Origin of the sequence: Vibrio sp. 10N.286.51.C3, assembly GCF_003050065.1 — a bacterium.
Classification (GTDB): Bacteria; Pseudomonadota; Gammaproteobacteria; order Enterobacterales; family Vibrionaceae; genus Vibrio; species Vibrio crassostreae.
In genome coordinates this window covers 1-23,928 of the sequence record NZ_PIGC01000015.1, presented here as the reverse complement: position 1 = coordinate 23,928, position 23,928 = coordinate 1, and the positions used below count along the sequence as shown (strand labels likewise).

At 43.7% G+C, this 23,928-nt stretch carries 23 protein-coding genes and 1 pseudogene; 18 read left to right on the top strand and 6 right to left on the bottom strand.

Annotated elements, in window-relative coordinates; all coding sequences use genetic code 11:
- Nucleotides 1-172 precede the first annotated feature (172 nt).
- The 6 genes from CWO27_RS16190 to CWO27_RS16165 all read left to right on the top strand — a co-directional run bounded on the left by CWO27_RS16190 (nucleotide 173) and on the right by CWO27_RS16165 (nucleotide 5,544).
- Nucleotides 173-979, top strand: a complete 807-nt coding sequence (locus CWO27_RS16190) for a substrate-binding domain-containing protein (RefSeq protein WP_017059611.1) — start codon at nucleotides 173-175, stop codon at nucleotides 977-979.
- A 211-nt stretch (nucleotides 980-1,190) separates the two neighbouring features.
- The gene (locus CWO27_RS16185; RefSeq protein WP_009846742.1) at nucleotides 1,191-1,889 is read left to right on the top strand and encodes an ABC transporter permease; all 699 of its coding nucleotides are present in this window, start codon (nucleotides 1,191-1,193) and stop codon (nucleotides 1,887-1,889) included.
- A 10-nt stretch (nucleotides 1,890-1,899) separates the two neighbouring features.
- The gene (locus CWO27_RS16180) at nucleotides 1,900-2,619 is read left to right on the top strand and encodes an energy-coupling factor ABC transporter ATP-binding protein (protein WP_017067175.1); all 720 of its coding nucleotides are present in this window, start codon (nucleotides 1,900-1,902) and stop codon (nucleotides 2,617-2,619) included.
- A complete protein-coding gene (gene mobA / locus CWO27_RS16175) occupies nucleotides 2,597-3,181 on the top strand; it encodes a molybdenum cofactor guanylyltransferase MobA (protein WP_107899217.1) in 585 nt (194 codons plus the stop codon). Before CWO27_RS16180 ends, mobA begins: the two co-directional genes overlap by 23 nt.
- Complete coding sequence (locus tag CWO27_RS16170; RefSeq protein WP_107899216.1) at nucleotides 3,181-4,998, top strand: bifunctional molybdopterin-guanine dinucleotide biosynthesis adaptor protein MobB/molybdopterin molybdotransferase MoeA; 1,818 nt, start codon at nucleotides 3,181-3,183, stop codon at nucleotides 4,996-4,998. Before mobA ends, CWO27_RS16170 begins: the two co-directional genes overlap by 1 nt.
- A 279-nt stretch (nucleotides 4,999-5,277) precedes the next feature.
- Nucleotides 5,278-5,544: a DUF2960 family protein gene (locus CWO27_RS16165; RefSeq protein ID WP_017063882.1), complete on the top strand. Its 267-nt coding sequence runs from the start codon at nucleotides 5,278-5,280 to the stop codon at nucleotides 5,542-5,544.
- Nucleotides 5,545-5,721: 177 nt separating this feature from the next.
- Here CWO27_RS16165 and nagK read toward each other — a convergent pair whose 3' ends face one another.
- Both nagK and CWO27_RS16155 read right to left on the bottom strand, forming a co-directional pair.
- Nucleotides 5,722-6,630 (bottom strand): N-acetylglucosamine kinase, encoded by a 909-nt coding sequence (gene nagK / locus CWO27_RS16160; protein WP_102530284.1) that lies wholly within the window; start codon nucleotides 6,628-6,630, stop codon nucleotides 5,722-5,724.
- Nucleotides 6,631-6,793: 163 nt separating this feature from the next.
- Complete coding sequence (locus CWO27_RS16155; protein ID WP_102431947.1) at nucleotides 6,794-7,540, bottom strand: tRNA-uridine aminocarboxypropyltransferase; 747 nt, start codon at nucleotides 7,538-7,540, stop codon at nucleotides 6,794-6,796.
- 72 nt (nucleotides 7,541-7,612) lie between these two features.
- Here CWO27_RS16155 and CWO27_RS16150 point away from each other — a divergent pair, with 72 nt between their 5' ends.
- Nucleotides 7,613-8,416: a sterol desaturase family protein gene (locus CWO27_RS16150; protein ID WP_102431948.1), complete on the top strand. Its 804-nt coding sequence runs from the start codon at nucleotides 7,613-7,615 to the stop codon at nucleotides 8,414-8,416.
- Between the two features lie 189 nt (nucleotides 8,417-8,605).
- On the opposite strand, the gene CWO27_RS16145 is transcribed toward CWO27_RS16150, so the two are convergent.
- The gene (locus CWO27_RS16145) at nucleotides 8,606-10,651 is read right to left on the bottom strand and encodes a methyl-accepting chemotaxis protein (RefSeq protein WP_102431949.1); all 2,046 of its coding nucleotides are present in this window, start codon (nucleotides 10,649-10,651) and stop codon (nucleotides 8,606-8,608) included.
- A 104-nt stretch (nucleotides 10,652-10,755) separates the two neighbouring features.
- Between CWO27_RS16145 and CWO27_RS16140 the strand changes: the two genes are divergently transcribed.
- Entirely contained in the window at nucleotides 10,756-11,241 is a 486-nt protein-coding gene (locus tag CWO27_RS16140; RefSeq protein WP_102431950.1) for a C40 family peptidase, read from the top strand.
- Nucleotides 11,242-11,328: 87 nt separating this feature from the next.
- Here CWO27_RS16140 and CWO27_RS16135 read toward each other — a convergent pair whose 3' ends face one another.
- Nucleotides 11,329-11,673, bottom strand: a complete 345-nt coding sequence (locus tag CWO27_RS16135) for a DUF3802 family protein (RefSeq protein WP_048665016.1) — start codon at nucleotides 11,671-11,673, stop codon at nucleotides 11,329-11,331.
- A 586-nt stretch (nucleotides 11,674-12,259) separates the two neighbouring features.
- On the opposite strand from CWO27_RS16135, the gene CWO27_RS16130 reads away from it, so the two are divergent.
- The gene (locus CWO27_RS16130; RefSeq protein ID WP_048611040.1) at nucleotides 12,260-13,126 is read left to right on the top strand and encodes a fructosamine kinase family protein; all 867 of its coding nucleotides are present in this window, start codon (nucleotides 12,260-12,262) and stop codon (nucleotides 13,124-13,126) included.
- A gap of 111 nt (nucleotides 13,127-13,237) precedes the next feature.
- Entirely contained in the window at nucleotides 13,238-13,441 is a 204-nt protein-coding gene (locus CWO27_RS16125) for a CPXCG motif-containing cysteine-rich protein (RefSeq protein ID WP_004733789.1), read from the top strand.
- 169 nt (nucleotides 13,442-13,610) lie between these two features.
- On the opposite strand, the gene CWO27_RS16120 is transcribed toward CWO27_RS16125, so the two are convergent.
- Nucleotides 13,611-14,219: a riboflavin synthase subunit alpha gene (locus tag CWO27_RS16120; RefSeq protein ID WP_102431951.1), complete on the bottom strand. Its 609-nt coding sequence runs from the start codon at nucleotides 14,217-14,219 to the stop codon at nucleotides 13,611-13,613.
- A gap of 331 nt (nucleotides 14,220-14,550) precedes the next feature.
- Between CWO27_RS16120 and CWO27_RS16115 the strand changes: the two genes are divergently transcribed.
- Nucleotides 14,551-15,921 carry an MATE family efflux transporter gene (locus CWO27_RS16115; protein WP_061017956.1) on the top strand — a complete coding sequence of 457 codons (1,371 nt, stop codon included), beginning with the start codon at nucleotides 14,551-14,553 and terminating at the stop codon, nucleotides 15,919-15,921.
- 101 nt (nucleotides 15,922-16,022) lie between these two features.
- Here the strand turns inward: CWO27_RS16115 and CWO27_RS16110 are convergent, their stop codons facing one another.
- The gene (locus tag CWO27_RS16110; RefSeq protein WP_048658712.1) at nucleotides 16,023-16,865 is read right to left on the bottom strand and encodes a DNA ligase; all 843 of its coding nucleotides are present in this window, start codon (nucleotides 16,863-16,865) and stop codon (nucleotides 16,023-16,025) included.
- A 311-nt stretch (nucleotides 16,866-17,176) separates the two neighbouring features.
- Here CWO27_RS16110 and CWO27_RS16105 point away from each other — a divergent pair, with 311 nt between their 5' ends.
- From CWO27_RS16105 to CWO27_RS16075, 7 genes and pseudogenes are all read left to right on the top strand, one after another.
- Nucleotides 17,177-17,506 (top strand): STAS domain-containing protein, encoded by a 330-nt coding sequence (locus tag CWO27_RS16105; RefSeq protein WP_004733793.1) that lies wholly within the window; start codon nucleotides 17,177-17,179, stop codon nucleotides 17,504-17,506.
- Between the two features lie 62 nt (nucleotides 17,507-17,568).
- Complete coding sequence (locus CWO27_RS16100; protein ID WP_107899215.1) at nucleotides 17,569-18,405, top strand: OmpA family protein; 837 nt, start codon at nucleotides 17,569-17,571, stop codon at nucleotides 18,403-18,405.
- Nucleotides 18,402-20,501, top strand: coding sequence for an SLBB domain-containing protein (locus tag CWO27_RS16095; RefSeq protein ID WP_102431953.1), 2,100 nt, complete (start codon nucleotides 18,402-18,404; stop codon nucleotides 20,499-20,501). The genes CWO27_RS16100 and CWO27_RS16095 overlap by 4 nt, the downstream gene beginning before the upstream one ends.
- Entirely contained in the window at nucleotides 20,501-21,190 is a 690-nt protein-coding gene (locus CWO27_RS16090; RefSeq protein ID WP_102480084.1) for a tyrosine-protein kinase family protein, read from the top strand. Before CWO27_RS16095 ends, CWO27_RS16090 begins: the two co-directional genes overlap by 1 nt.
- A 544-nt stretch (nucleotides 21,191-21,734) precedes the next feature.
- On the top strand, nucleotides 21,735-22,727 hold the full coding sequence (locus CWO27_RS16085; RefSeq protein WP_019823101.1) for an ABC transporter substrate-binding protein: 993 nt from the start codon (nucleotides 21,735-21,737) through the stop codon (nucleotides 22,725-22,727).
- A gap of 144 nt (nucleotides 22,728-22,871) precedes the next feature.
- Complete coding sequence (locus tag CWO27_RS16080; protein WP_102431955.1) at nucleotides 22,872-23,771, top strand: ABC transporter permease; 900 nt, start codon at nucleotides 22,872-22,874, stop codon at nucleotides 23,769-23,771.
- A pseudogene (locus CWO27_RS16075) lies at nucleotides 23,764-23,928 on the top strand (quaternary amine ABC transporter ATP-binding protein); the annotation flags it as partial. The gene CWO27_RS16080 and the pseudogene CWO27_RS16075, both read left to right, overlap by 8 nt.

The following is a 23,928-nucleotide window of genomic DNA, read 5'->3' as shown; positions in this document are numbered from 1 at the left end:
CCGAAATAACAGCAATTTAATGAGATCTGATGCATTATTTATTGGCATTAAGATTGCTTGTAAGGTGTAGATTTCTAATTACAACAATTAGCGTCTTATGCACATGCCCTTCTTTGAGCCCTTTAAATCTGAAGGCATGTCATTCATTTATAACAGAATGGACATAATAATAATGAAAGCAATTCCCTTAACTATTGCAGCTCTATCTATCGTCAGTTACACGGCTAGCAGTGCGGAAGACACCACTCATATCAAGTTGGCGACAACCACAAGCACTTATCACTCTGGTCTACTGGACTACCTACTGCCTGAGTTCGAAAAAGATTCTGGCATCAAAGTAGATGTTCTGGCTGCGGGTACAGGTAAATCACTTCGCATGGGTGAAAATGGTGACGTGGATTTGGTGATGACTCACGCACCAAAGGCTGAAGCGAATTTCGTAGAAAAAGGTTACGGCGTTTTACCTCGTAAGCTGATGTATAACGACTTTGTCATCGTTGGCCCACAAAGCGACCCTGCAAAAATTGAATCTCAAAAAGCAGTGGCAGATGTGTTCAAAGCGATCGCGACTAATAACGTGACGTTTGTGTCTCGTGGCGACGACTCTGGTACTCATAAGAAAGAGATGGGTATTTGGGCACAAACTAAAATCGAACCAAACTTTGGAGGCTACCGCAGTGTTGGTCAAGGTATGGGCCCAACTCTGAACATGGCGTCTGAAATGCAAGGCTACACCATGACAGACCGTGGTACGTGGTTGGCTTACCAAAACAAACTGGATCTTAAAATCCTTTTCCAAGGTGATAAGAACCTCTTCAACCCTTACCAAGTGATTCTCGTTAACCCTGAGCGCTACCCAAGCATTAACTACCAAGCAGCGAAAGTATTCAGTGATTGGTTGGTTAATCCTAAAGGTCAGAAACTGATTAACGACTTTAAACTGCACGGCAAACAACTGTTTGTTGCAAGCGCAGAATAGTATGCTCTAAGTAATAAGTCGTTGGTTGTAATTAAAGCGTAGCGTTGAAGATGTCGTCAAAACCAACAAACACTACACTTAACTAAATTCAGTTAATGAGCACGCTTAAAAACAATAGCTGGCCAATACAGGCTCAAATATATTGTGTCAGCTATGATTAACATCAGTCATTACCGATAAAAACCTATTATCGATTCACACGAGATACTTCATGACCCTATGGCAAACAACGATTGATGCAATGAATCTACTGGTGAGCTTTGACCACGAATTGTGGCAGATCGTCGCGGTATCCTTCAGTGTGTCTTTGTCCGCCATCTCATTAGTGATTGTTCCTGCAATCCTTATGGCTTTCTTATTGGCTTATACCGAGTTCCCCGGAAAGTGGGCTCTGCTTTCGGTGATCAATACCCTGCAAGCGATCCCTACTGTGGTTATTGGTTTGTTGATGTACATGATGCTTTCTCGCTCTGGCCCGCTAGGTGATTGGCAATTGCTGTTTACCCAGAAGGCGATGATTTTAGGTCAGATGCTGATCTGTTTCCCTATCCTAGTCGCGATGATGCACGGTGCTCTGCAGGCCAGTGATCGCCGAGCAGTAGAAACAGCGCGTACGCTTGGTGTATCAACGACACGTGTGGCGTGTACCTTGATTTGGGAAACACGTTTTCCTCTATTGGCCGCAACCATTGCAGCCTTCTCTCGTATCGTTACTGAAGTCGGTTGTTCAATGATGGTCGGTGGCAACATTATGGGGATGACAAGAAACATCCCAACAGCTATCGCTATGGAAAGCCACAAAGGAGCATTCGCTCAAGGTGTTGCCCTCGGTATGGTGTTATTAGCATTGGCATTGGCCCTCAACTTTTTCCTTTCCAGTGTGAGGGGAAAAGGCTATTTAAGAACTTAGGAACGCTGTCATGAGTATAAAAATAACAACGCAGCAAATTTCAATGCGCTACAAAGAGCGTGTTTTGTTCCACATTCCCGAATTGTCGATCGGCCCCAACGATGCCATTTATCTCAAAGGAGACAATGGTGTTGGTAAAACGACCCTACTAAAAATCTTGTCTGGATTAATTCAGCCAAGTTCTGGACGCATTCAGTCTCCAACACAGAGCTGGCAACAAAGATTATTCCCTCGACTCAAATTCAAAGACATCATCTACCTGCATCAAACCCCCTATCTTTTTGATGGCTCGGTGTACCAAAATGTCGCTTATGGCATTCGCTTTAACAAAGAGAGCCAAAAAGATAAGCGAGCTCAAATAATTAATGCATTGAGAATGGTAGGTTTAGAAACCCTGGCAGATGAGCACATCTCTGTGTTGTCTGGGGGGGAGCGTCAACGCGTAGCAATGGCTCGAGCTTGGATTCTTAAGCCTTCAATCTTGCTTATGGATGAACCAAGTGCTTCTTTAGACAAAGAATCTATTGAAAGATTGGTGATTATGGCCGAAGATCTTCTTCAGAGAGGCGCGAGTTTAGTCATTACCAGTCACCAAACTAACGCGTTAACCGATTTATGTAAGAAGCAGTGGTGGATTAAAGACAATACTTTGACCGAATCCCCGCTTCTGCAAGTTATTCAGAAAGATAAAGCACAAGAGAATATTTATGCTGCTTCCAACGCAAACTAGTTGGGTTATTTTGGCTGGCGGACAGGCCAGCCGTATGAGCGGAAAAGATAAAGGACTCGTTGAGCTCAACGGTTCTCCGCTTATTCAATATGTTATAAACAAGCTGTCACAACAAGATGTCAGCATCACTATCAATGCCAATCGTAACTTAGACAGTTACCAAGCATTTGCTCCGGTTGTTTCCGATTTTTTCCCTGACTACCCAGGTCCGCTGGGTGGCATACATGCAGGCCTTAAAAACGCTAGCACCGACTGGGTTGGCTTTGTTCCTTGCGACAGCCCACAAATCAGTGACGACCTTGTTGAGCGCTTTTGTTCTGCGGTTAAAGAAGACAGTGACATTCTTGTCGCTCATGATGGCGAATTTAAGCAACCTGTATTCACCCTATTCCACAAACGTGTTCTGCCAAAGTTAGAAGCGTTTTTAGAACGTGGTGATCGTAAAATCATCTTGCTATACAAAGAGTGTGTTACCGAATACGTTGATTTTAGCGATTCTCCTAACTGCTTTGTCAATCTCAACACGCCAGAAGAACTCACCCAATTCGGAACGCTTCAATAATGAAAGATTCAAAACAACGCCCTAACCTTCCTCTATTGGGCTTTGCTGCTTATAGCGGTACAGGCAAAACGACCGTACTTGAAGCCTTGTTACCTTTGTTAACCGACGCAGGTTTAAAAGTTGGCGCTCTTAAACACGCTCACCATGATTTCGATGTCGATAAGCCGGGTAAAGACAGCTACCGCCTACGCAAAGCAGGCGCGAATCAAATGTTGATCAGCTCTCGTAACCGTCATGTCATGATGACAGAAACGCCAGAAGCCGAAGCGGACTTTGATTACCTGCTTACACGTTTCAATTCCAACACGTTGGACTTAATTCTGGTTGAAGGCTGCAAGAACATCGCCTTCCCTAAGATTGAGCTTCACCGCGACGAAGTGGGTAAACCTTGGCTTTATCCAAACGATGACAACATTATTGCTATCGCCGCAGACAGCAAAGTTGAATCTGACCTGCCGCAAATGGCGATCAGCGACTTAGAAGCAATTCGTGATTTCATCATTGAATACGCTCAATCGTTCGACTCTACTTCGAAAAAAGATAAAGTCGCTTCATGTGCATCTTCAAAAGACAACACGCCAGTTGTGTGTTGCGACTCTTTCTCTCCAGCCGGCCTAACGGTTACTCAAGGTCAGCAAAAAATTGTTGATAGCATTGATGCTCTAGATTTGACGGAATCTGTTTCCTTAGAGCAAGGCTATGGCCGTGTTCTGGCTGAAGATGTTATCTCGCCAATCAACGTGCCTCAGAACACTAACTCTGCAATGGACGGCTACGCCATTCGTAGTGAAGATTTAGATCTAGATAGCTACCGCGTTGTTGCTGAAGTCATGGCTGGACATAGCTACGGCAAAATCGTTCAACAAGGTGAAGCCGTTAAGATCATGACAGGTGCGCCAATGCCAGAAGGCGTTGATGTTGTTGTGATGCGTGAGCAAGCTGTTCAGGAAGGTGACAAGGTTAGCTTCCCTGACGCGAAAATCTCGGTTGGACAAAATGTCCGTATGGCGGGTGAAGATCTAGAAATTGGCCAACCTGTCTTTACGCGAGGCACACGAATCGAAGCGCCAGAAATGGGCATGATGGCATCGTTAGGTTTTGGTACCTGCCCTGTTCTGCGTAAAGTGAAAGTGGGCGTGTTCTCTACGGGTGACGAAGTTCAAGCTCCGGGTAGCGAGCAAAAACCAAACTCTATCTACGATTCGAACCGTTTTACTATTATCGGCATGCTTCAAAAGCTTGGCTGTGACATCGTCGATTACGGCATCATTGAAGATGACGAACAAAAGATGATGAATGTGCTGCACTCTGCGTCGCTTGAAACCGATATGGTTCTGACTTCTGGTGGTGTGTCTGTTGGTGATGCGGATTACATCAAGCTTGCGTTAGATAAGCTGGGTGAAATCAACTTTTGGCGTATCAACATGCGCCCAGGTCGCCCATTGGCTTACGGTAAAATCGAAAACAAACCTTTCTTTGGGCTGCCGGGTAACCCAGTTGCAGTAATGGTGTCGTTCATTAACTTTGTTGAGCCAGCGATCCGCAAGCTTCAAGGTCAAACCAATTGGACTCCGGTAAAAGCAAACGCAGTAGCAACTGAACAGTTACGTTCGCGCCAAGGTCGTACTGAGTTCAGCCGAGGCGTGTTCTCGATGAATGAATCAGGTGTGCTTGAAGTGAAAACGACAGGTAAGCAAGGTTCAGGTATTCTGCGTTCAATGAGTGAAGCAAACTGTTTAATCGAAATCTCACCAGCGGTTGATACCGTTAAAGTTGGCGAGACAGTGACGATCATTCCTCTACAAGGTCGCGTTTAACTCAAAGCAATTACCTAAATTGACTTAGCTGCTTTTTAGTTGATTTGGAAGATCTTCGCCAAGACATAGACGAAGCCCCTATATTGATTTTTCAATTTTAAGGGGCTTTTTGTTATTTTCGTTTGGTGAAAAACAACTTGTTCGTTTCCTAAAAGACAAATAGCTTAAATTACGCTAAACGTTTATCACGATAATCTTAAGATTTATTACCATTACCTTGAGCCACGTACGGTTTTTATGTAGAGTGCGCGCAAAGTAATAATTCTATTGGAGAGCACCATGGCTCGTACCATTCTGTACACTTACAAAGACGAAGACAAAGAGTTACTGTTTTCAAAACAAGAACACCGCACGATCCAAGAAGCTGTTGCTGCAGCGGAAGGCATCGACATCTCTGAGTATCTAAAAACTGAGCAACAGCTTGAGTTGATTTCTGATACTAAAGCGGTTCGCAACTACCAAGACAACTACTTCCGCAAGCTTGGCTTTACTAAGCTTACGTTGAAGCAAAAAGACAACCTTGGTGTTGGTAAAAAGAAGAAGTAAGCCCTCTGGCTCTTGCTCTTTTCTTTACAGGTCGCTTTTCGTTTGTAGTTAGAGCTAAGAGCTAACTAAACGAAAACACCAAACAATAAAAAATGCCGCAGCCTCTTTCGAGATTGCGGCATTTTTATTTATGCTTTTTAACTATCTAACCTTAGCTAGCTTAACGTTAAGTCGCGATTACTTAATGTTAAGGAATGCAGCACCACGAACGCCGCCTGAATCACCGTGTTTTGCTTTAATGATTTTAGGACACTTCGCTACAGACAGCAGGTATTTAGGCACACGCTTTGGCATCTCTTCGTAGATCAGTTCAAAGTTTGAAAGACCGCCGCCCAGTGCAACAACGTGTGGGTCAAGACCTGTAAACAGGTTCGCGAAACAGATAGCCAATAGCTCCATGAAGCGATCAACGTGCTCTGCAGCTTTTGCTTCACTTTCATTGTATGCTTGGATGATCTCAATCGCTTTCTTCTTCTCACCGAAGTAGTGCTCGTAAATCAACTCAAATCCACGACCAGATAGGTAGCTGTCTAGACAACCTTTCTTGCCACAACCACAGCCTAGTAGCGGTGCGTTGTCGCCAAGGTGGAACCATGCATCGATAGGAAGGCGCATATGGCCAAGCTCACCTGCAACGTGGTTACGACCAGAGAAAACTTTACCTTCGTAAACTAAACCACCACCGAAGCCAGTACCTAGAATTAGGCCAGCAACTGATGGTTCATCTTTAAGCTCATCATCCCACGCTTCTGAAAGCGCAAAACAGTTTGCGTCGTTCTCAATTTTTACACTACGACCAATAAGCGCTTCTAAATCTTTACGTAGTGGCTTACCTGTTGAAGCTGGTACGTTAACAACAAGCATTGTGCCGTCGTCTGCGTTTTCCATGCCAGGAAGACCAAGGCCAATTTTGCCTTCGCAAGAGAATTCGCTATCGTACTTTTTTACCAAACCAGCAATTGTATCAAGCAGTAACTGATAATCGTCTGTTGGTGTTGGAACACGCTCTGTTGCTACTCGCTCAAGTTTCTCGTTGAATGCACCAAACTCAATTTTTGTGCCGCCAACATCGAAGCCGTAATACATGAAATCTCTCCAATTTTTCCCTAAATTCGGGCAAATAAATTCTTTAAATAAAACAACTGAGGAACATTATCCATAACACTCCCCCTACAAACCGTGATAGATAACAAACTTATCTCGTGTTCGAGTCTGTTTGAACAACAAGTCAGCACAAAGCGGTTAAAGGTTAGAGTGAAGTCTCACTTTTAGTGTGCTCTATGAAAGCGTTCAGGCTAGGTTTGGTCGGATCCGACTTATAACGCGTCTTGCTTAGCATGTAGCTTTCGCGAAATGCTTCAAACCAAAGTTGTAAAGTCTTTGCGCCTTGCTCTTCACCTGCTTGTTTTAATACCAGGCTCGCCACTTCTGCTGTTGAAAGGTGTTGATCGTTATCTGACTTACGCATCATGTATTGAGAAACCGATTCAGGCTCAATCGATAACACAGGTAGATCTTGAAGGTATTCCGAGCGTCTGAAAATACGTCTTGCTTCACGCCAGCTACCGTCGATGAAAATCAACAACAGCTTTTTATTTGGATCACGCATTTTTGGCAGATCTTGAACCACTCGCGATTTGTCATCGGTATAGTCTTCCGGGAACACAATCACAGGCTGGTATTTCTCGTCTTTCAGAACATCCAACATCTCTACATTGGGCTCAGTTCGATGCCAAAGATAAACATGGCTGTCTTTCACTGTGTCCACAATCAAACGGCCGGTGTTACTTGGCTTTAAGATTTCGTTGTCTGACAAGATCAACATGGTCGCGACGTTCGTATCTATGTTCGGTTGGTGCTCACAGATACAGCTGTCTTGTTTGATTTTGCAGTACTCACACCGAACCACTTTACATCCGCGCGCGTTAAACGGTTTGGTGGAAAGAGATAAACGGTGTTGGTATAAACGGTGGAAAGCGTGAATTCTCATGGACAATAACGACAGATAGAACTAGAAAAGTGGCACGATTGTACTTACAGTGGCTTGATAATGATAGGAGGAATTCTTATGCAGGACCCATCGCTACTTCGCCTTGTTTGTTTTATCACCGCTTTCATCTTGTGTGCGCTGTGGGAGTACCGTGCTCCTAGAAAAACACTGACTCAAAACAAGTGGTTTCGTTGGGGAAATAACTTCTCATTGATGGCGGTTAATAGCATTTTGTTGGCAACATTAATCCCTGTTGCAGCGTTTGAAGCGGCGCTGATTGCTGAACAAAACCAATGGGGTCTGTTTAATAACATCATGCTTCCTTTTGAAGTCACCGTGTTTCTCTGTGTCGTGTTGTTAGACCTTGCCATTTACACGCAACATCTCGTGTTCCACCGTATTCCCCTGCTTTGGAAACTTCATCGTGTTCATCATGCAGACTTGGATATTGATGTAACGACAGGCACACGCTTCCACCCGATTGAAATGATCTTATCGATGCTGATTAAAGTGGCGTTGATTTTTGTACTGGGCGTACCGGCTTTAGCGGTCGTGTTCTTCGAAGTGGTGTTGAATGTGAGTGCGATGTTCAACCATAGCAATGGTCGTTTGCCATTATGGTTCGATAAGCAATTACGCAAAGTGATTGTGACGCCTGACATGCATCGAGTTCATCACTCTATAATCATCAAAGAAACGCATTCGAATTTTGGTTTCTTTTTATCGGTGTGGGACATTTGGTTCAAAACCTATCGCGCTCAACCTAAGCTTGGTCACGACAAGGTAACCATTGGCGTCCCTGAGATACGCGATGGGAAAGAACAAAGGCTAGATTTGATGCTGCGTCAGCCATTTGCACGATTCCCGACAACGAAAGACTAAGTTCTAATTCAGTTCAGCCTCTAGCTTGTATTGAGGTGAACTTATCTTAATCCGAAAACAAAACGCCCTTAGATTCTTGTGAGAATTTAAGGGCGTTTGTGTATCGATAGGGATATAAGCGCAGCTAGTGCTTCAACTCTTGTGTTGTAAGGCTTAACTCAGCACGCTTGTTTACTTCAACAAGCTCGTTTATTTCATTACGTATTTATGAAGCATAGCTTGTTGGTGCCCTGCTATCTCTCCGACTTGCTCTGAGCTTTCAATCATGGATTCAAGCTGTAATTTAGTATTCTCACCCTGTTCCGAAACCCGAGTGATGGAATGCGTCACATCTACTGTCGCACGTGCTTGTTGCTCTGTCGCCACCATGATTTGTTCAACACGTCCTTTAATCTGGCTTACCGCAACCTCAATCTTTTCAAAAGCTTGCTTCACATCGCCACTGGTTTGCAGTGCATTGATCATTTCACTTCGAGATTCAGTAACAGACGTTCGAGATCGATCAGCCGCAGCCACCAGCTCATTCATCATATTGCGAATGTTGGTGGTTTGTTGAGACGTGCCACTCGCTAATTTGCGTACTTCGTCGGCAACGACAGCAAAGCCTCGTCCTTGCTCTCCTGCTCGCGCTGCTTCAATTGCCGCATTCAGTGCTAACAAGTTGGTGTTTTCTGCAATGCCACTGATCATATCGACCATTTCACGAATCTGTTTTACACGGCCATCAAGGTCGGCCATTGATTCTTCGTTCATGCTTAGTGAATGTTCTAACGCATGCAAACGTTGCTGGTTCAGCCCAACGACTTGGCTGCCATTGACTGACTCATCTTCTGCTATTTGTGCATCATCGTTCGATGCGTTAGAGATACGAGCAATCTCACCAATGGATGCTTCCAGTTCAGTAATCGTGGTGATCATGTTCTGCAGTGATTCATTTTGTTCATTCAAGCTAGAGTTGGTTTGCTCTGCAGCGTCGTGACTTACTTCAGCCGTTTGGTAAAGTGTTTCACAGTTACGAGTCACCAAGCGAACCGAGTCGGCGGTCGAATCGACAACGGTATTCAGTTTCGAAGCAATCACTTGTAACTCTAATGGCCCTACCAATGCACTGTGCTTAGAGAAATCGTGCTCTGCAAGCAAGCTCAATTGTTGAGTAATGTTTTTCAGTCCTTTGTTTACCCAGCGGCGCAGTACTAACCATGAGATCACAATGATCACAGCGATCACTAGTCCACTAATAAACAACACACGATCAATGTTGGTGATGGTTTGATTTACGACCAGTTCGCTTTCATCAATCAGGTGTGCAGCAGTCGAAGATAATTGATTAAGGGTACTAATTACGGTATTCGCCAAGGTAATCACTTGGGTTAGGTTCTGCTCTTGCTGCTTAACCAGTTCCAATTTAAGCAATATTTGTCTAATCACACCTTCTTCTGTGAAGCCCTCTTTTACCATCTCATAAGGTGCGGTAAGGCTTGCGAACTCCGCGATGTCTGGATGCCAATCAGCAAAGTCGCTATAAGCCAAGTTAAGGCCCGCGATTCGGTTTCTTAATTGGCGATATTCGTCTTGTGCTTTTTCGATGTCAGACTGCATCATTAGCATCAAGAAGGTGTTCGCCATTGCCGACGCGCTCGATGTAAAACGATTTGCGGCATCGCTCGCTTCTGGGTTGTCTTCGACTAAGAATGAGCTGATACGGTTCATTTCTGGTCCGATAGATCCGACGCCATAACGGAACTCGCCCATGTTACTATCGATCAAATTTTGCTTACTTTGAATCTCTATCTGCGCCAGCAGTACCGTGTTGGTCATAGCTTGCAGTTGTGCCATGTCATCGACAAGGTTTTGTTGTTGCTCTAAAGAGATCGCTTCAGGAAAAGACTGGGAGATAAAAAGGAGTTCCTCTAGCGTGGTATTACTCTCTGTGGCAAGTTGGTCAATTGAGCCCCTTGTGGCATTCAGTGTACCTAAGTCGGTTGATTGGGTGCTGTATGTGAGAAGTTTTACTTGTTCTAATACGCTTTGCGTTAATTCGGCATTATGTAGAGCAAGGGGTAATGCTTGTTCCGAGAGTGCGTCAAAGTGTCCCCCGACCCGTTCAACGCCCCGAATGCTAACCATTGATAAAAAACTAACAAGTAAAAGAATGGAAATAAATACAGCAGTGACGGTTTGAATGAGCGAGAATGTATAACATGAGGGTTTTATTGATAAATTTGTGTCGGGCATGTGAAATCCAGTTTGACTACGAAAAGAGATATCCTTAAGTTATTCCGTATACTAGAAGTCCTTGATGACGTTTTTATTTCAGTTTTTTGTCAGAAGAGTTACATATGAAAATCACAAAAATGGCTGTAGTTACAATAACTTTAGCAACATTGGCTGCTTGTAGCTCGTCACCATCGCCTTCTCAGCTTAGTCAAACAGCACAGAATCCTCTCTCAAAATCAGAACAATTGACTACAAACGCTTATATGAGCGTGTATGAACAGTGGAAAGGCGTGCCATACCATTTCGGTGGGACCTCATTTAGAGGTATAGATTGCTCTGCTTTTGTGCAGATAGCCGTCCAAAATGCGACTCAACAAGCCCTGCCAAGAACCACAATAGACCAGAGTAAAAAGGGAAAAGAAATAGCGTATGGGCAGGCAACGAGTGGCGACTTGGTGTTTTTTAAGACATCGATGACAGTGCGACACGTTGGAGTTTACTTAGGAAATAATCAATTCCTACATGCTTCTACATCGAAAGGTGTGATTATATCGAGGCTGGACAACCCTTATTGGGCTTCCAAGTTTTGGCACTTTAGGCGTTTATAGCGATTCAAAAGATTCACCGCTGAACGACATAACATGAAACGTTACGGCTTAAACGCCTTTTACTATTTTAGAGTGATACGCGAATAGCTAGTCGTATTTAGCAACAGCAGTATCAAACAGGTTCTTCACCAACGCGATATATTCATCAAGAAATACAATTTGTTCGTTGGTCGCTTTCTTAGCCCAAACACCCGCTAATACTTCACCAAGGTCAGCTACTACGGCATCTGCTTCTTTCAATAGCTGAAAACGAACGCTCGAATGCAACTCTGGGTTTTGCTCGAAAATAGCCATGATGTTCGTTGAAATCATGTCTGTGATGATGTCTTCAACACTCTCGTTACCTGTATCGCCATTACTATTGGTAAAGACGTCCAGATTAAATGATAGGTGCTCGATCAAAGCCAAATAGCCATCGGTTTCTACAACCACAATAATTCTCCGTTTTAAGCTCTAAAGCAGATTAATACGTACTTGCCTAATACTATGTAAATGACGCTATTTGTCATCACTTTATTGCCCAAAACCGCATTAAAATGATCCTAGTTAGTATTTCAGCTTAAATTTAAATCGATATAGCTCTATGCGGTGTACCTGCCCACTTAAACCATAAGTAAATTCACGCCTAACAAAGTGTAAGACAAACTTTGAAGTAAAGTATTGCGCCAGTTAACAATAGCCCTTTCAGCTTACTCTAAAAGTGCATTTAAATTGGTGGGGAGACAATAACAAGCTCAAACCACTTTTCCAGTTTGTGGTGATTAAAACGGTTTCGATTGTGAGACCACTTCCAAACTGTTTCACCACGTCAGGGTTTCAATTTATGTTTGTATTTCAACGAGCTTGTATCAGCTCGAGTTCACAATTCGGCCAATTGATTCTGCATAAGGTGAAGAAGAGCTAAGAACATTGACGAGTGCGTCTATAAATTGCTCAGATTTATCCTAAACTATTGCTATTAAACAAACAGTATTTCTAACCTTCAATCTTTTTAACTTTCAGTCTTTGAGGATTTCCTATGTGGCAGGCCATTTCTCAACAACTTTCAGATACTCTTCTATTTAACTTTCAGATTACTGAGCGTACCAAGGTTTCTGGTGGCGACATTAACGATTGCTATATGATCAGCGATGGTAATGAACGTTACTTTGTGAAAGTGAATCAGCGAGAATTTTTACCTAAGTTTGAAATTGAAGCTGAGAACTTACGCTTGTTGAGAGAAACCTCCACCGTTTACGTACCTGAATTAGTGCTTATTGGCAAAACCAAGGAGTGCTCGTTCATTATTCTCAATTACTTGCCAACCAAGCCGCTCGAGACGGGCAACAATAGCTTCGATTTCGGCGTTCAGCTTGCGCAGCTTCATCAATGGGGTGAGCAAAAAGAGTTTGGTTGCGACCAAGACAACTATATCGGCAGCACACTTCAACCTAACCCTTGGCATAAGAAATGGGGTCGTTTTTTCTCTGAGCAGCGTATTGGTTTCCAGTTACAACTGCTAAAAGAAAAAGGCATCGAATTCGGTGATATTGATGACATCGTTGATGTGGTGAATATGCGTCTTGCTGGCCACAACCCTCGCCCGTCTTTGCTTCATGGTGATCTTTGGAATGGCAACGTTGCAAACTCAGCCTTTGGACCAATCTGTTACGACCCGGCTTGTTATTGGGGCGATCATGAATGTGACTTAGCTTTAACGGAATTGTTTGAAGGGTTTCCAAAAGAGTTTTATGACGGTTACCAGAGCGTAAATCCACTAGACGTTGGCTATACTGATCGCAAAGACATTTATAACTTGTACCATCTTCTCAACCACTGCAATCAATTTGGCGGCGAGTATTTAGCTCAAACTGAGGCATGCATTCAGAAGATACAGGCCGTTTAATACCAATCGCAGCTAGCTAAGTCGTTCTATAAAGCTACTACGAACTATACAAGCTATTGCGATCTATAAAGCTACTAGGATTGGGACGAGTTACAGTGAGGAGAATTTGCTATGCATAAATACACAGAAAAACATGTCTCCTGCCCCCACTGTGGGCATGCAATCAGCATAACGCTAGATGCTTCAAATGGAAGCCAAGATTTTTATGACGATTGCCCAGCGTGTTGCAATGCTATTCATCTCGACATGCAAGTAGACGAAGTAAGAGACAGAATCAACCTCTCGATTGATGCAGACGACGAACAAGTCTTCTAACACACTTACTCTCTTGTCGAGTTAGATCTACTCTCGATTTCTAGGCTAACCTAGAAAAACACAAATACACAAAAATAGAAAAAGAGCACTAAATGTGCTCTTTTTTAATGTCTTCGACTTTTACTTAGTCATCGATTTTTGGGCAAGTGCTATTGATAAACCTCTACTATTATTTTTGGTTTGCTAGTACGCGTTCAACAGTATCAACAATTGCTTGTGTTTGAGGATCAAACTCAATGTTTACTTGGTCGCCTACTTCACGGCCGCCAAACAGAGTACGATTCAGCGTTTCTGGGATTAGATGGACAGAGAAACGGCTCTCTTCAACTTCACCAATGGTCAATGAACAACCATCAACGCCAATGTAACCCTTGCTTAACACATACTTCATTGATTCTTGCGGCAGCTCGAACCAAAGCGTGCGGTTGTTTTCTGTCTTAATCACATCAACGAGATTAGCCATCAGAGTAATGTGGCCAGACATGCTATGCCCGCCAATTTCGTCACCAAACTTTGCTGCACGCTCAACATTCACTTTGTCACCAACATTCAACTGGCCTAAGTTCGTCAATCGCAATGTTGCTTGCATTAAATCAAAGGCAATCTGATTGCCTGAAATTTCCGTTACCGTTAAGCAACAACCGTTATGAGCTACTGAAGCACCAATTGCTAATCCCTCAACCATTTCGTCAGTTAGCTCGATGGTATGAGTTTGAAACAACTCTTTTTTGTTGATAGCAACCAGTGTTGCCATGCCTTGAACGATACCTGTAAACATAAGATTCCTATTTAGCGTTCTAGGGCGTGCTGACCTTTTGTGGTTAAATTTTGTTCGGATGGGGACGCCCAGTCAAAAGCGTTTTAATCGCGGCGAGGGGGAAGTAGCCTAGTCATTCTAAGTAAACCTCCCTCAACAAAGAGTAAAACGCTTTTTGCGGGGGCGCCCAGCTCGAAAGATCAACACGCCCTAATAACAGTTTTTCATAGCAGTTATTGTGACATTTCTTTATGATTCGTCCAGTGGAAGCTTAAGATCATTGTCTCTGATTCCTTCAGAATGTCCTTTACTACACTATTATTCTAATTTTCCCTCTTATTTGGAGTTGTTTGTGCATCGTTACAAAGAAGAATCCTCGAATCTAATCAAACTTGCGACCCCAGTATTGATCGCATCCGTTGCACAAACTGGAATGGGTTTTGTTGATACCGTAATGGCCGGTGGCGTCAGCGCTATCGATATGGCGGCGGTTTCGATTGCAGCAAGTATCTGGCTACCATCAATCTTGTTTGGTGTTGGTCTATTGATGGCGTTGGTTCCTGTCGTTGCACAACTGAATGGTTCTGGTCGACAAGTAAAAATTCCATTTGAAATTCAACAAGGTGCTTTTTTAGCGCTCGTCATTTCCCTTCCTATCATTGGCGTACTGTTCCAGACACAATTGATATTGGAATGGATGGACATTGAACAACTCATGGCAGAAAAGACCATCGGCTATATGAATGCGGTGATGTTTGCTGTCCCTGCATTTTTGTTGTTCCAAACATTGAGAAGCTTTACTGATGGTATGTCTTTAACTAAGCCTGCAATGGTGATTGGTTTTATTGGCTTGCTATTGAACATCCCGCTTAACTGGATGTTCGTATACGGAAAACTTGGTGCTCCTGCGCTGGGTGGTGTTGGCTGTGGCGTTGCAACGGCTATCGTATATTGGGTGATGTTTGCACTGCTGTTTGCTTACGTTTTAACATCAAAACGTTTAGCGAAAATCAACATCTTCGGCACGTTCCATAAGCCTCAGCTCAAAGCGCAAATCCGCCTGTTTAGACTTGGTTTCCCTGTCGCTGCCGCTATCTTCTTCGAGGTAACCTTGTTCGCAGTGGTTTCTCTGTTGGTTGCTCCGCTCGGCTCATTGATAGTTGCCGCGCACCAAGTCGCGATCAACTTCTCTTCGCTAGTCTTCATGATTCCAATGAGTATCGGTGCGGCTGTGAGTATTCGTGTTGGCCATAAGTTGGGTGAAAACAACACCGAAGGAGCAAAAATCGCGACACACGTAGGTATCATTGTTGGTTTAGTCACAGCCTTAATGACGGCGGCATTAACTGTATTGTTCAGAGAGCAAGTGTCTTTACTCTACACAGAGAACACCGCGGTAATTACCGTTGCAATGCAATTGCTTTTGTTCGCTGCGGTTTATCAGTGCACCGACGCAATCCAAGTTATCGCAGCAGGTGCTCTACGTGGCTACAAAGACATGCGCTCGATCTTCAACATTACCTTCGTGGCTTACTGGTTGCTTGGTCTTCCTATCGGCTACATTTTAGGAATGAAAGATTGGATTGTTGAACCTATGGGTGCACACGGTTTCTGGATTGGTTTCATTGTCGGTCTAACATCGGCCGCGATTATGCTGGGTATGCGCCTACACTGGATGCACAAGCAGGACGACGACGTTCAGTTAGAGTTCAGTTCTCGCTAGATTCGCACTCACTAAATCGGTCTATCTGATTTCGAATACAAAAAAGAGCTCTGATTTTCAGGGCTCTTTTTCGTTTACTGGTCAGGGAGATCCTATGTGTTTTAGTAGTCACTCTTTTCTCGAACAAAGCGCGCAAATTTAGGTTTTCCGTTTTGAGTAAAACCGTTGTAGCGAAAGGTAATACGGCTGCCGATCTCTGGCGGTGCGAGTCTCATTTGGTCACTGAATCCGCTGCCTATATAAAATTCCACCCCCTCTTCTGTGTGGACCAAAATCGAACCCATCATCCCTTTATACTTACCTGTCCCGCCCTTGTAGCCAATAACTGTCGCTTCGGCATCATGATGCCTTTTAAGCTTTAACAGGTCATTACTTCTGCCTGCTTGATAACGACTGGTGATTTTTCTAAGCATCAAACCTTCACCATTACTCTCATCGACATTATCGAGTTGATGGAACAGTGCTTCCTCATTATGAATCGGTACATGTTCGATGTAGCTGACATGAGGTTCACCAATCACGCTTACCCAATGCAAAATGTTGTAATAACGCTTTTGATAATCCCCTGCAGCGCCTGGCATATCAAACAACATAAAATCGATTTGCCGCCATGCCGCATCGCTCGGCGTATGGTCGAGAACGGTAGATTGAACTAGATGGAAATTGCCTCTTCCTGCCCACAACTCCCCTTCGAGATGGACCTTCGGCAATTTTTCAGTAAACCACTTGGGTGAGTAAATACGATTTCCATTGCGAGTATAAAGATATTGGCCATCCCACAAAGCCCGAATCCCATCAAGTTTTTCACTCTTCCAGTATTCAGAAACATCGATGCCTTGCTGGTAAGAGTTGGCAAGTACCAGATGGTCGGGTGGTAAATAGGATGAATGAGATGAAAGTGAACATGCCCATAGAGTGGCTATAGCCAGTTTGGTTAATCTCATCATCTGCTCCGTATTAATAACTGTAGTGGTCAACAAATGCCTTTAATCCTAAGCGCTCTAACACGTAGTTAGACAATCTTTGCTAGAAGATGCGATCAACTCTCCAACCTTATTTAATATTCATTTTCATTCATCATATTAATGACTTGTAGATCTCAAATGTCCCACCGTTTTTAGTTCTCATATTGAGAAACGTCTTTTCTCAATATGAGATGGAAATGACACCTACACATAAGTTATTGAAAAATATAAATATAAAAGTTGGCACATTCAGTGCAATTGTTCATACATACTTAAAAGGAGATATCGCTATGGAACTACGTAAGATTGATTTGAATACAACGACACTAACGCTTTCTATCTTCGGTGATTTGGATGCAGCAGGCAGTCGTGACGCACAAACAGACATTGATGATGTCATTTCTAATGACGGTCACCCTGAGATAGAAGTTGATTTTAGCCAAGTTGAGTTCTTAGATTCATCAGGTGTTGGTGCGATTGTTTATATGTTCAAACGCCTGACCGAGCGCGAACGCAACATGCGACTTGAAAATGTGACTGGTCAGCCTCTTGAAATTATGAACCTGCTACGAATTGGCCACGCTATCCCAGTAAATTCAAAAAATCCTACAAATTCATGAAGATCCACTAAGCTAGAAGTAACAAAACATAATAATAAAAAGTAAAAACATAGGACGTTGGCATGAAAATACTGAAAAACTACATAGCCCTTTCTCTGTCCGCTCTGGTTCTGGGTGGCTGCACCAGCTACCCAGAGCAAGGCACAGGGGGGTTAGCTGAAAGTTATGATTCCATCAACTATCAAAACTCAGATTTCTCTCCTGTTATGCCCGACGAGCCTCTTGGTCCAGAACATGGATTACGTTTTGATTGGCAGTTAGCTAAATTACATCTCGATGCTTTGATTCAAGAAGGTGCTCGTTGGTGTTTCCCTGCAGCTGTTGTCCAAGCGATTGAAAAACAAAATCGCATTGCACGTGAGCTTCAAGGCGGTCTACTTCTGGATGCAGCCAACGACCTGGTGATCCAAAGAAAACGCTTAAATGAACTTGAAGTCCAACTAGACTATGTAACCTCACAAGCCCACTGTGAGCCACCAAAAAATGAAAACCAATTTAGAATGCAATTGTCTGTTATCGAACAGTTGTATGACCTGCTTAATGTTGATAATCAATTCGCGGAAGATTCGACCGAAGTCAATCCGAAGTACATGGGAAGACTTGCGGAAGCAACCAGCCTACTCAAAGAACACAAATCTCTAGACCTTGTTGTTACAGGCCATGCTGATGCGACAGGTACCGAAGAATATAACGATAAGTTAGCGCTTGGACGAGCGAAACAAGTCGAACGCTACCTGACTATTTTTGGTTTAGGCGCTCAACGAATCAAAGCCGTCTCTGTTGGTGAGACCGTCCCTCTTTTTGAAGGTGAATCCGACGGCACACGTTTAACTAACCGCCGAGTGAGCATCGAAGTCATCTCGCCTAAAAACGCGGAGAAAATGGGAGGTGGACTATGAAATTATTGATCGCTTTTACCGTCTCCCTATTGTTGTGCTTTGCGAATATCGTCAATGCTAGCGACGAGTTTTCAGACGCGGTTCAAGTCGGTGACCTAATCCAAGTTAACGTACCCGGCGAAAGCACCTTAAACATAGGGTTCCAAGTAGACAAACGTGGCCGTATAACCCTTCCTGAAGTTGGTGCGGTGTTTGTCGCAGGTTATGACAGTGAACAGCTCAACAAAGTCGTTCTAGAGTCGCTGGCAACTGCTTATAAAGATCTTTCGAACGCATCGGTGTACGTCAAAGAGCAGCAAATCATCATCTACGTGCAAGGTTATGTAGAACAGCCTGGCGAATACACACTTGCATTGGGTTCTAGTATCCAAATGGCACTTTACGCTGCAGGTGGTCTACGTTCAGGGGCACAACTCGATAAACTTATTCTTAAGCGAGGTGCTGACAAGGTAGAATTCAACTACAAACGTTTCCTAGATTCGGGGGATGAATCAACGCTCCCCGCTTTGCAATCATTGGATTCACTGTTTGTACCTGCTTCCCCATTAGTGGGCAACATTGAGCAAGAGTTTGACGCTGCAAAGCTTGCTAACTCAGGTGACAGTGCTGATTCTCGTAATTCAATCAAAGTGTTTGGTGAAGTTAACGCACCAGGCTCTTTCACTTACAAAGAGAACACTGACCTTGTCGACGTGCTAATGCGCTCAGGCGGTGTAACACGCTATGCCAGTGTCGAGCAAATCCGAGTCATCTCAAATAACACCCCAACGCTATTCAACCTAAAACGTTACTTAGATTCTGGTGACGAAAGTCTGCTTCCAATTTTACGACCTGGCGCGACCATTTTCGTTCCCAAGCAAGAAGAAGAGATCAAATCTGGCGCGAACATGGTTTACGTGATGGGTGAAGTCGCTGCCCCTGGTGCTTTTGAAGGTAAAAGAGGTGCCACCTTTATGGATATCCTAGCTAATGCGGGCGGCCCGACTCGTTTCGCTGAGTCACGACAAATCCGTGTACTAAAAGCCGACGGCAGAGTAGTTAAATTCGATTTAGCGGCATACACAGAAGGTTTACCTAATTCTAACCCTCCTAGCATCAAAGCTGGAGACGCGATTTTCGTTCCAGAGAAAACAGACATGAACGAGAAATCATGGCTAAAGATCTCGCCGGATAGAGCTGTAAATGTAATTGGTGAAGTTGTTCGACCAGGACGTATTGAGTGGTCAGACGAAATGGATTTCATGGGCCTACTTGCTCATGTTGGAGGGCCAACACTGCGCGCCGATACCACAAAAATAGAAGTGGTTACAGGTAGAAAGCTTGTGGTTTTCGACTTAGACGAATTTATTAAATCTGGAGCTCCACGTGACCAACTGCCCTTCATCCGTGCAGGCTCAATTGTGCGCGTACACGACTTACCTCAAGACCCTTCAGACAACAAATCTCAATGGGTACGTCAAAGCTCAGATGCATCAATTTACGTGTTTGGCCAAGTTCGTTCACCAGGCCGTTACCGATTTACAAAAGACATGCACTTTCTAGATATATTGTCAGCGTCAGATGGACCAACGAAAGACGCCGACATTCACAATATTCGCGTAACCCACAGAGATAAGACTTACTCTAAAGTGAGCAAATTGAACTTATCTCTCTATTTCGAAACGGGGGATGAATCCATCCTACCAAACGTAACTGCCGGCGATACTATTTATATCCCAGAAAAAGATAAGAATTGGTTAGACACACCAAAAGAAAAAACGGTTCGCGTGCTTGGCGCAATTAATAACCCGGGTCGTTACGTGTTTAACGACAACATGACCATCTTAGATATCTTGGCAGAAGCTGCAGGCCCTACTGACAATGCTTATGTGGAGAAGATTACTATTGTGAACATGTCTTGTTGCCAAGGCCAAGCACGTACCTTTGACCTTGTTGAGTTCAGCAAAACAGCGAACATCTATAGCCTACCTGTGTTACGTGCAGGTGATACGATTTACATCCCAGACCGTCGTGAAAGCTTTATTGAGAAAGCCCGTGTTGGCTTAGATGACATCCTACGAATTACCACCACCATCGTGTTAATAGGAGCGTTATAATGACTATTTCAGCAACGCATGCCGAAGTTGAACAACTGTACTTAGCTTCTGAACTTAACGGCCAGAAATCAATATGCGTGACCGCTTGTCATTCGGGTGACGGGGTAACGTCTATTGCAACCGCATTAGCCGAGCGCTTTCTTCTTGCTGGCCACTCTACGCTTTATGTCGATCTCAACTTGTTCAACCCTGCTTTCAAAGATTTGAATATGCTAGAAGACAGTCAGCAAGGTCAATTAATAGAACATGTTGAATCTCATCGTACGTTTATCGGCGTCCCTGCTCCACAAGTCGCTTCAACGCAATTGGCTTATAAAGATCCGACAACGTTACAAAAAGTAGTCAACAAATGGTTAGAGAAATACGACAGAGTCATCATTGATACTTCACCGCTTCTCAACATAAACAAAGGTAACATTCCGGCGCAGTCAGTTGCGAGCGCTTGTGACAGCACACTTATGGTTGTCGCATATGGTGAAACATCGAGTCACCACCTAGAACAAGCGAAAAAGCTGCTTGATGCGCAAACTATCAACCTAATGGGTAGTGTGATGAACATGAAACAAAGGCCTAGTTTTGCTCAAGAGCTGGTAAGACAAGTCAATCGAATGAAATTCATCCCTACTAAGCTTCGCGATAGTTTGGCAAACAAACTGTATCAAAATGAATTTTTGAACCTGCCAATGTAACTTTCGCGTTTAACTTTATGGCTGTCATTTACCCCCTGACAGCCACCTATCCTATTAGGCCTCAAGCCAATCCCCTTAAAACCAAATTAGTTATTTTTGGCGAAATTATTGTTAAAAATACGATTTTTAAAACCATTCAACGCATTTCACACACGTCAATCATGGTCTTACCACCTTTAAATCCCTTCAAAAATCAACAGCCCTACACCTAACTTTAGCGGTAATGTGACACAGACAGTTAAAGCGTCATGTAAATCGAATCAAAGATGGAATTCGTACGATTATTCCCTAAGATTATAAATAGAGGTGGTTTTTGACGAATTTGTAATAGTTTGACAAAGTTATCCGATGGCTGTTGAAACACAGTGGATGAATTGGCAAATCACACTTCACTGACTTTGCACGTTTATCTATTCAAACTTCACCCATCCCTCCTTCTGCTCAAATGGTTCAAATACACGGAAAGGATCACCATCGAGCAATTTAGATAATCAATTTACCTTGGTTACCTTAGTTGTATTATTAAAGAGAAAGGAAACTCAATATGAAATACAAGTTAAGCTCCGTATTTTTGTTAGTAGCAGCAGCCAGCGGTAATGCTAACGCTGGAGAATGTGGCAGCGTAACAATCGCAGATATGAACTGGAACTCTGCAACACTGATCGCCAATATCGACCAATTCATCCTAGAACACGGTTATGGGTGCGATGCTGAACTTATCCCTGGCGACACGATGCCAACAGGCACATCTATGATCGAAAAAGGCCAGCCTGATGTTGCCCCTGAACTTTGGAGCAACAGCTTAAAAGACGCATTGGATAAAGGTGTTGAAGAAAAACGCCTTCGCTACGCAGGTAAAGCACTTGTGAACGGCGGCGAAGAAGGCTTTTGGGTTCCAGCTTACCTAGTTAAACAATACCCTGAAATGGCAACCATCGAAGGCGTACGCAAGAACGCTAGCTTATTCAAACACCCTGAAGACCCAGATACATCTGCATTCTACAGCTGCCCTGCAGGCTGGAACTGTCAGATCAGCGCCGGAAATTTGTTTAATGCTCTTGAGCTAGAAAACAGTGGTTTCACGATTGTTGATCCAGGCTCGAGTGCCGGCTTATCTGGCTCTATCGCAAAAGCTTATGAACGTGAAGAAGCATGGTTTGGTTACTACTGGGCACCAACCGCTGTTCTAGGTAAATACGACATGGTTAAAGTCGACTTTGGCAGTGGCGTAAATGAGGAAGAGTTCCTTAACTGTACCACCAAAGAAGATTGTGAATCGCCAAAAGCGACCATGTACCCGCCTTCACCCGTCCACACGATTACCACTGAAAGTTTTGCTTCACGAGCACCTGAAGCGTACGACTACTTTACTAAACGTGGTTTCACCAACGACAAAATGAACTCGCTACTTGCTTGGATGGAAGACAACCAAGCTGATGGTGAAGAAGCGAGTTTGCATTTCTTGAGTGAATTCCCAGAAGTATGGCACCCATGGGTTTCTCAAGAAGTGGCTAAGAAAGTTGAAGCTGAACTGTAAGAGCTTGGATCAACGAGTAATTACGCTTCAACAATAAAACAGAAATAACGTCGCTATACTTGATGTTATTCATGATTCGGAGCCCTTTTCATTGCCGATTTTCCTATCGCATGAACAAGTGGCTCCGAACTATAAGGATATAAAATGGCTGACAGCAATTGGTTATCAAGCTTTCCAGAGATGGAACGCTCTGATTTACGAACCATAAAAAAGACGCTAGATGGCGCATACCGTGAATTTTCCCGTGAATACGGCGAAATGATTGAATCTCTCTTTGACCCTCTTCTTTCATTCCTTGTTTGGTTTGAAAAACTCCTTATCTCAACACCTTGGATTATAGTCCTCGCCGTGTGTACCAGCCTTGTCTACGCAGCAAGCCGTTCTTGGAAACTGGCGTTAGGTTGTGTTGTTTCTCTACTTCTCATTGGTTACTTTGGAATGTGGGAAGACACCATGCGGACGCTCAGTATCATTACTGTGTGTACCTTAGTTTCGATATTCTTAGGCATTCCGATTGGCATTGCGATGGCTCGTTCAAATCGAGCGCAATCTATCGTTACGCCGATGCTCGATATCATGCAAACCATGCCGGCATTCGTTTATTTGATTCCAGTGGTAATGCTACTTGGTATAGGTAAGATTCCAGGGCTAATCGCCGTGGTTATCTATGCGATTCCACCTGTGATTCGTTTAACCAACCTAGGCATACGCCTAGTCGACAAAGAAGTCCTTGAAGCCGCTACCGCTTTTGGTGCGAGCAAAAAGCAGCGCTTGTGGGGTGTTCAACTTCCTCTAGCAATGCCAACGATTATGGCGGGTATCAACCAAACCATCATGATGGCACTGTCTATGGTTGTTATCGCATCCATGATTGGTGTTAAAGGTCTAGGACAGCCGGTTCTTAAGTCGATTACCAACCAGTACTTCACATTAGGCCTGATGAATGGTTTCGCCATCGTTGCCCTCGCAATCCTTTTTGACCGCGCTTCTCAGGCGTACGCAAGAAGAACTAATGCGCATTTAGGAGGATTCAAGCATGACTAAACCATTGATTGAGATTAGTGGCCTATACAAAGTGTTTGGACCAAAACCAATGTCTGTTATGAACCGAGTTCAAAACGGCGAACATAAGGATCAGATTCTCGCGGACACGGGTCATACCGTTGGTTTAAAAGAGATCAACCTTGAGATTAACCGTGGC

What these genes read in the sequence shown, in the direction of transcription:
- CWO27_RS16110 (WP_048658712.1), bottom strand. Translation starts at nt 16,865, where the DNA reads ATGAGATTAACCAAACTGGCTATAGCCACTCTATGGGCATGTTCACTT.
- CWO27_RS16120 (WP_102431951.1), bottom strand. Translation starts at nt 14,219, where the DNA reads ATGTTTACAGGTATCGTTCAAGGCATGGCAACACTGGTTGCTATCAAC.
- CWO27_RS16190 (WP_017059611.1), top strand. Translation starts at nt 173, where the DNA reads ATGAAAGCAATTCCCTTAACTATTGCAGCTCTATCTATCGTCAGTTAC.
- CWO27_RS16105 (WP_004733793.1), top strand. Translation starts at nt 17,177, where the DNA reads ATGGAACTACGTAAGATTGATTTGAATACAACGACACTAACGCTTTCT.
- CWO27_RS16095 (WP_102431953.1), top strand. Translation starts at nt 18,402, where the DNA reads ATGAAATTATTGATCGCTTTTACCGTCTCCCTATTGTTGTGCTTTGCG.
- CWO27_RS16090 (WP_102480084.1), top strand. Translation starts at nt 20,501, where the DNA reads ATGACTATTTCAGCAACGCATGCCGAAGTTGAACAACTGTACTTAGCT.
- CWO27_RS16125 (WP_004733789.1), top strand. Translation starts at nt 13,238, where the DNA reads ATGCATAAATACACAGAAAAACATGTCTCCTGCCCCCACTGTGGGCAT.
- CWO27_RS16130 (WP_048611040.1), top strand. Translation starts at nt 12,260, where the DNA reads ATGTGGCAGGCCATTTCTCAACAACTTTCAGATACTCTTCTATTTAAC.
- CWO27_RS16165 (WP_017063882.1), top strand. Translation starts at nt 5,278, where the DNA reads ATGGCTCGTACCATTCTGTACACTTACAAAGACGAAGACAAAGAGTTA.
- CWO27_RS16150 (WP_102431948.1), top strand. Translation starts at nt 7,613, where the DNA reads ATGCAGGACCCATCGCTACTTCGCCTTGTTTGTTTTATCACCGCTTTC.
- mobA (WP_107899217.1), top strand. Translation starts at nt 2,597, where the DNA reads ATGCTGCTTCCAACGCAAACTAGTTGGGTTATTTTGGCTGGCGGACAG.
- CWO27_RS16100 (WP_107899215.1), top strand. Translation starts at nt 17,569, where the DNA reads ATGAAAATACTGAAAAACTACATAGCCCTTTCTCTGTCCGCTCTGGTT.
- CWO27_RS16085 (WP_019823101.1), top strand. Translation starts at nt 21,735, where the DNA reads ATGAAATACAAGTTAAGCTCCGTATTTTTGTTAGTAGCAGCAGCCAGC.
- CWO27_RS16080 (WP_102431955.1), top strand. Translation starts at nt 22,872, where the DNA reads ATGGCTGACAGCAATTGGTTATCAAGCTTTCCAGAGATGGAACGCTCT.
- CWO27_RS16140 (WP_102431950.1), top strand. Translation starts at nt 10,756, where the DNA reads ATGAAAATCACAAAAATGGCTGTAGTTACAATAACTTTAGCAACATTG.
- CWO27_RS16185 (WP_009846742.1), top strand. Translation starts at nt 1,191, where the DNA reads ATGACCCTATGGCAAACAACGATTGATGCAATGAATCTACTGGTGAGC.
- CWO27_RS16145 (WP_102431949.1), bottom strand. Translation starts at nt 10,651, where the DNA reads ATGCCCGACACAAATTTATCAATAAAACCCTCATGTTATACATTCTCG.
- nagK (WP_102530284.1), bottom strand. Translation starts at nt 6,630, where the DNA reads ATGTATTACGGCTTCGATGTTGGCGGCACAAAAATTGAGTTTGGTGCA.
- CWO27_RS16170 (WP_107899216.1), top strand. Translation starts at nt 3,181, where the DNA reads ATGAAAGATTCAAAACAACGCCCTAACCTTCCTCTATTGGGCTTTGCT.
- CWO27_RS16180 (WP_017067175.1), top strand. Translation starts at nt 1,900, where the DNA reads ATGAGTATAAAAATAACAACGCAGCAAATTTCAATGCGCTACAAAGAG.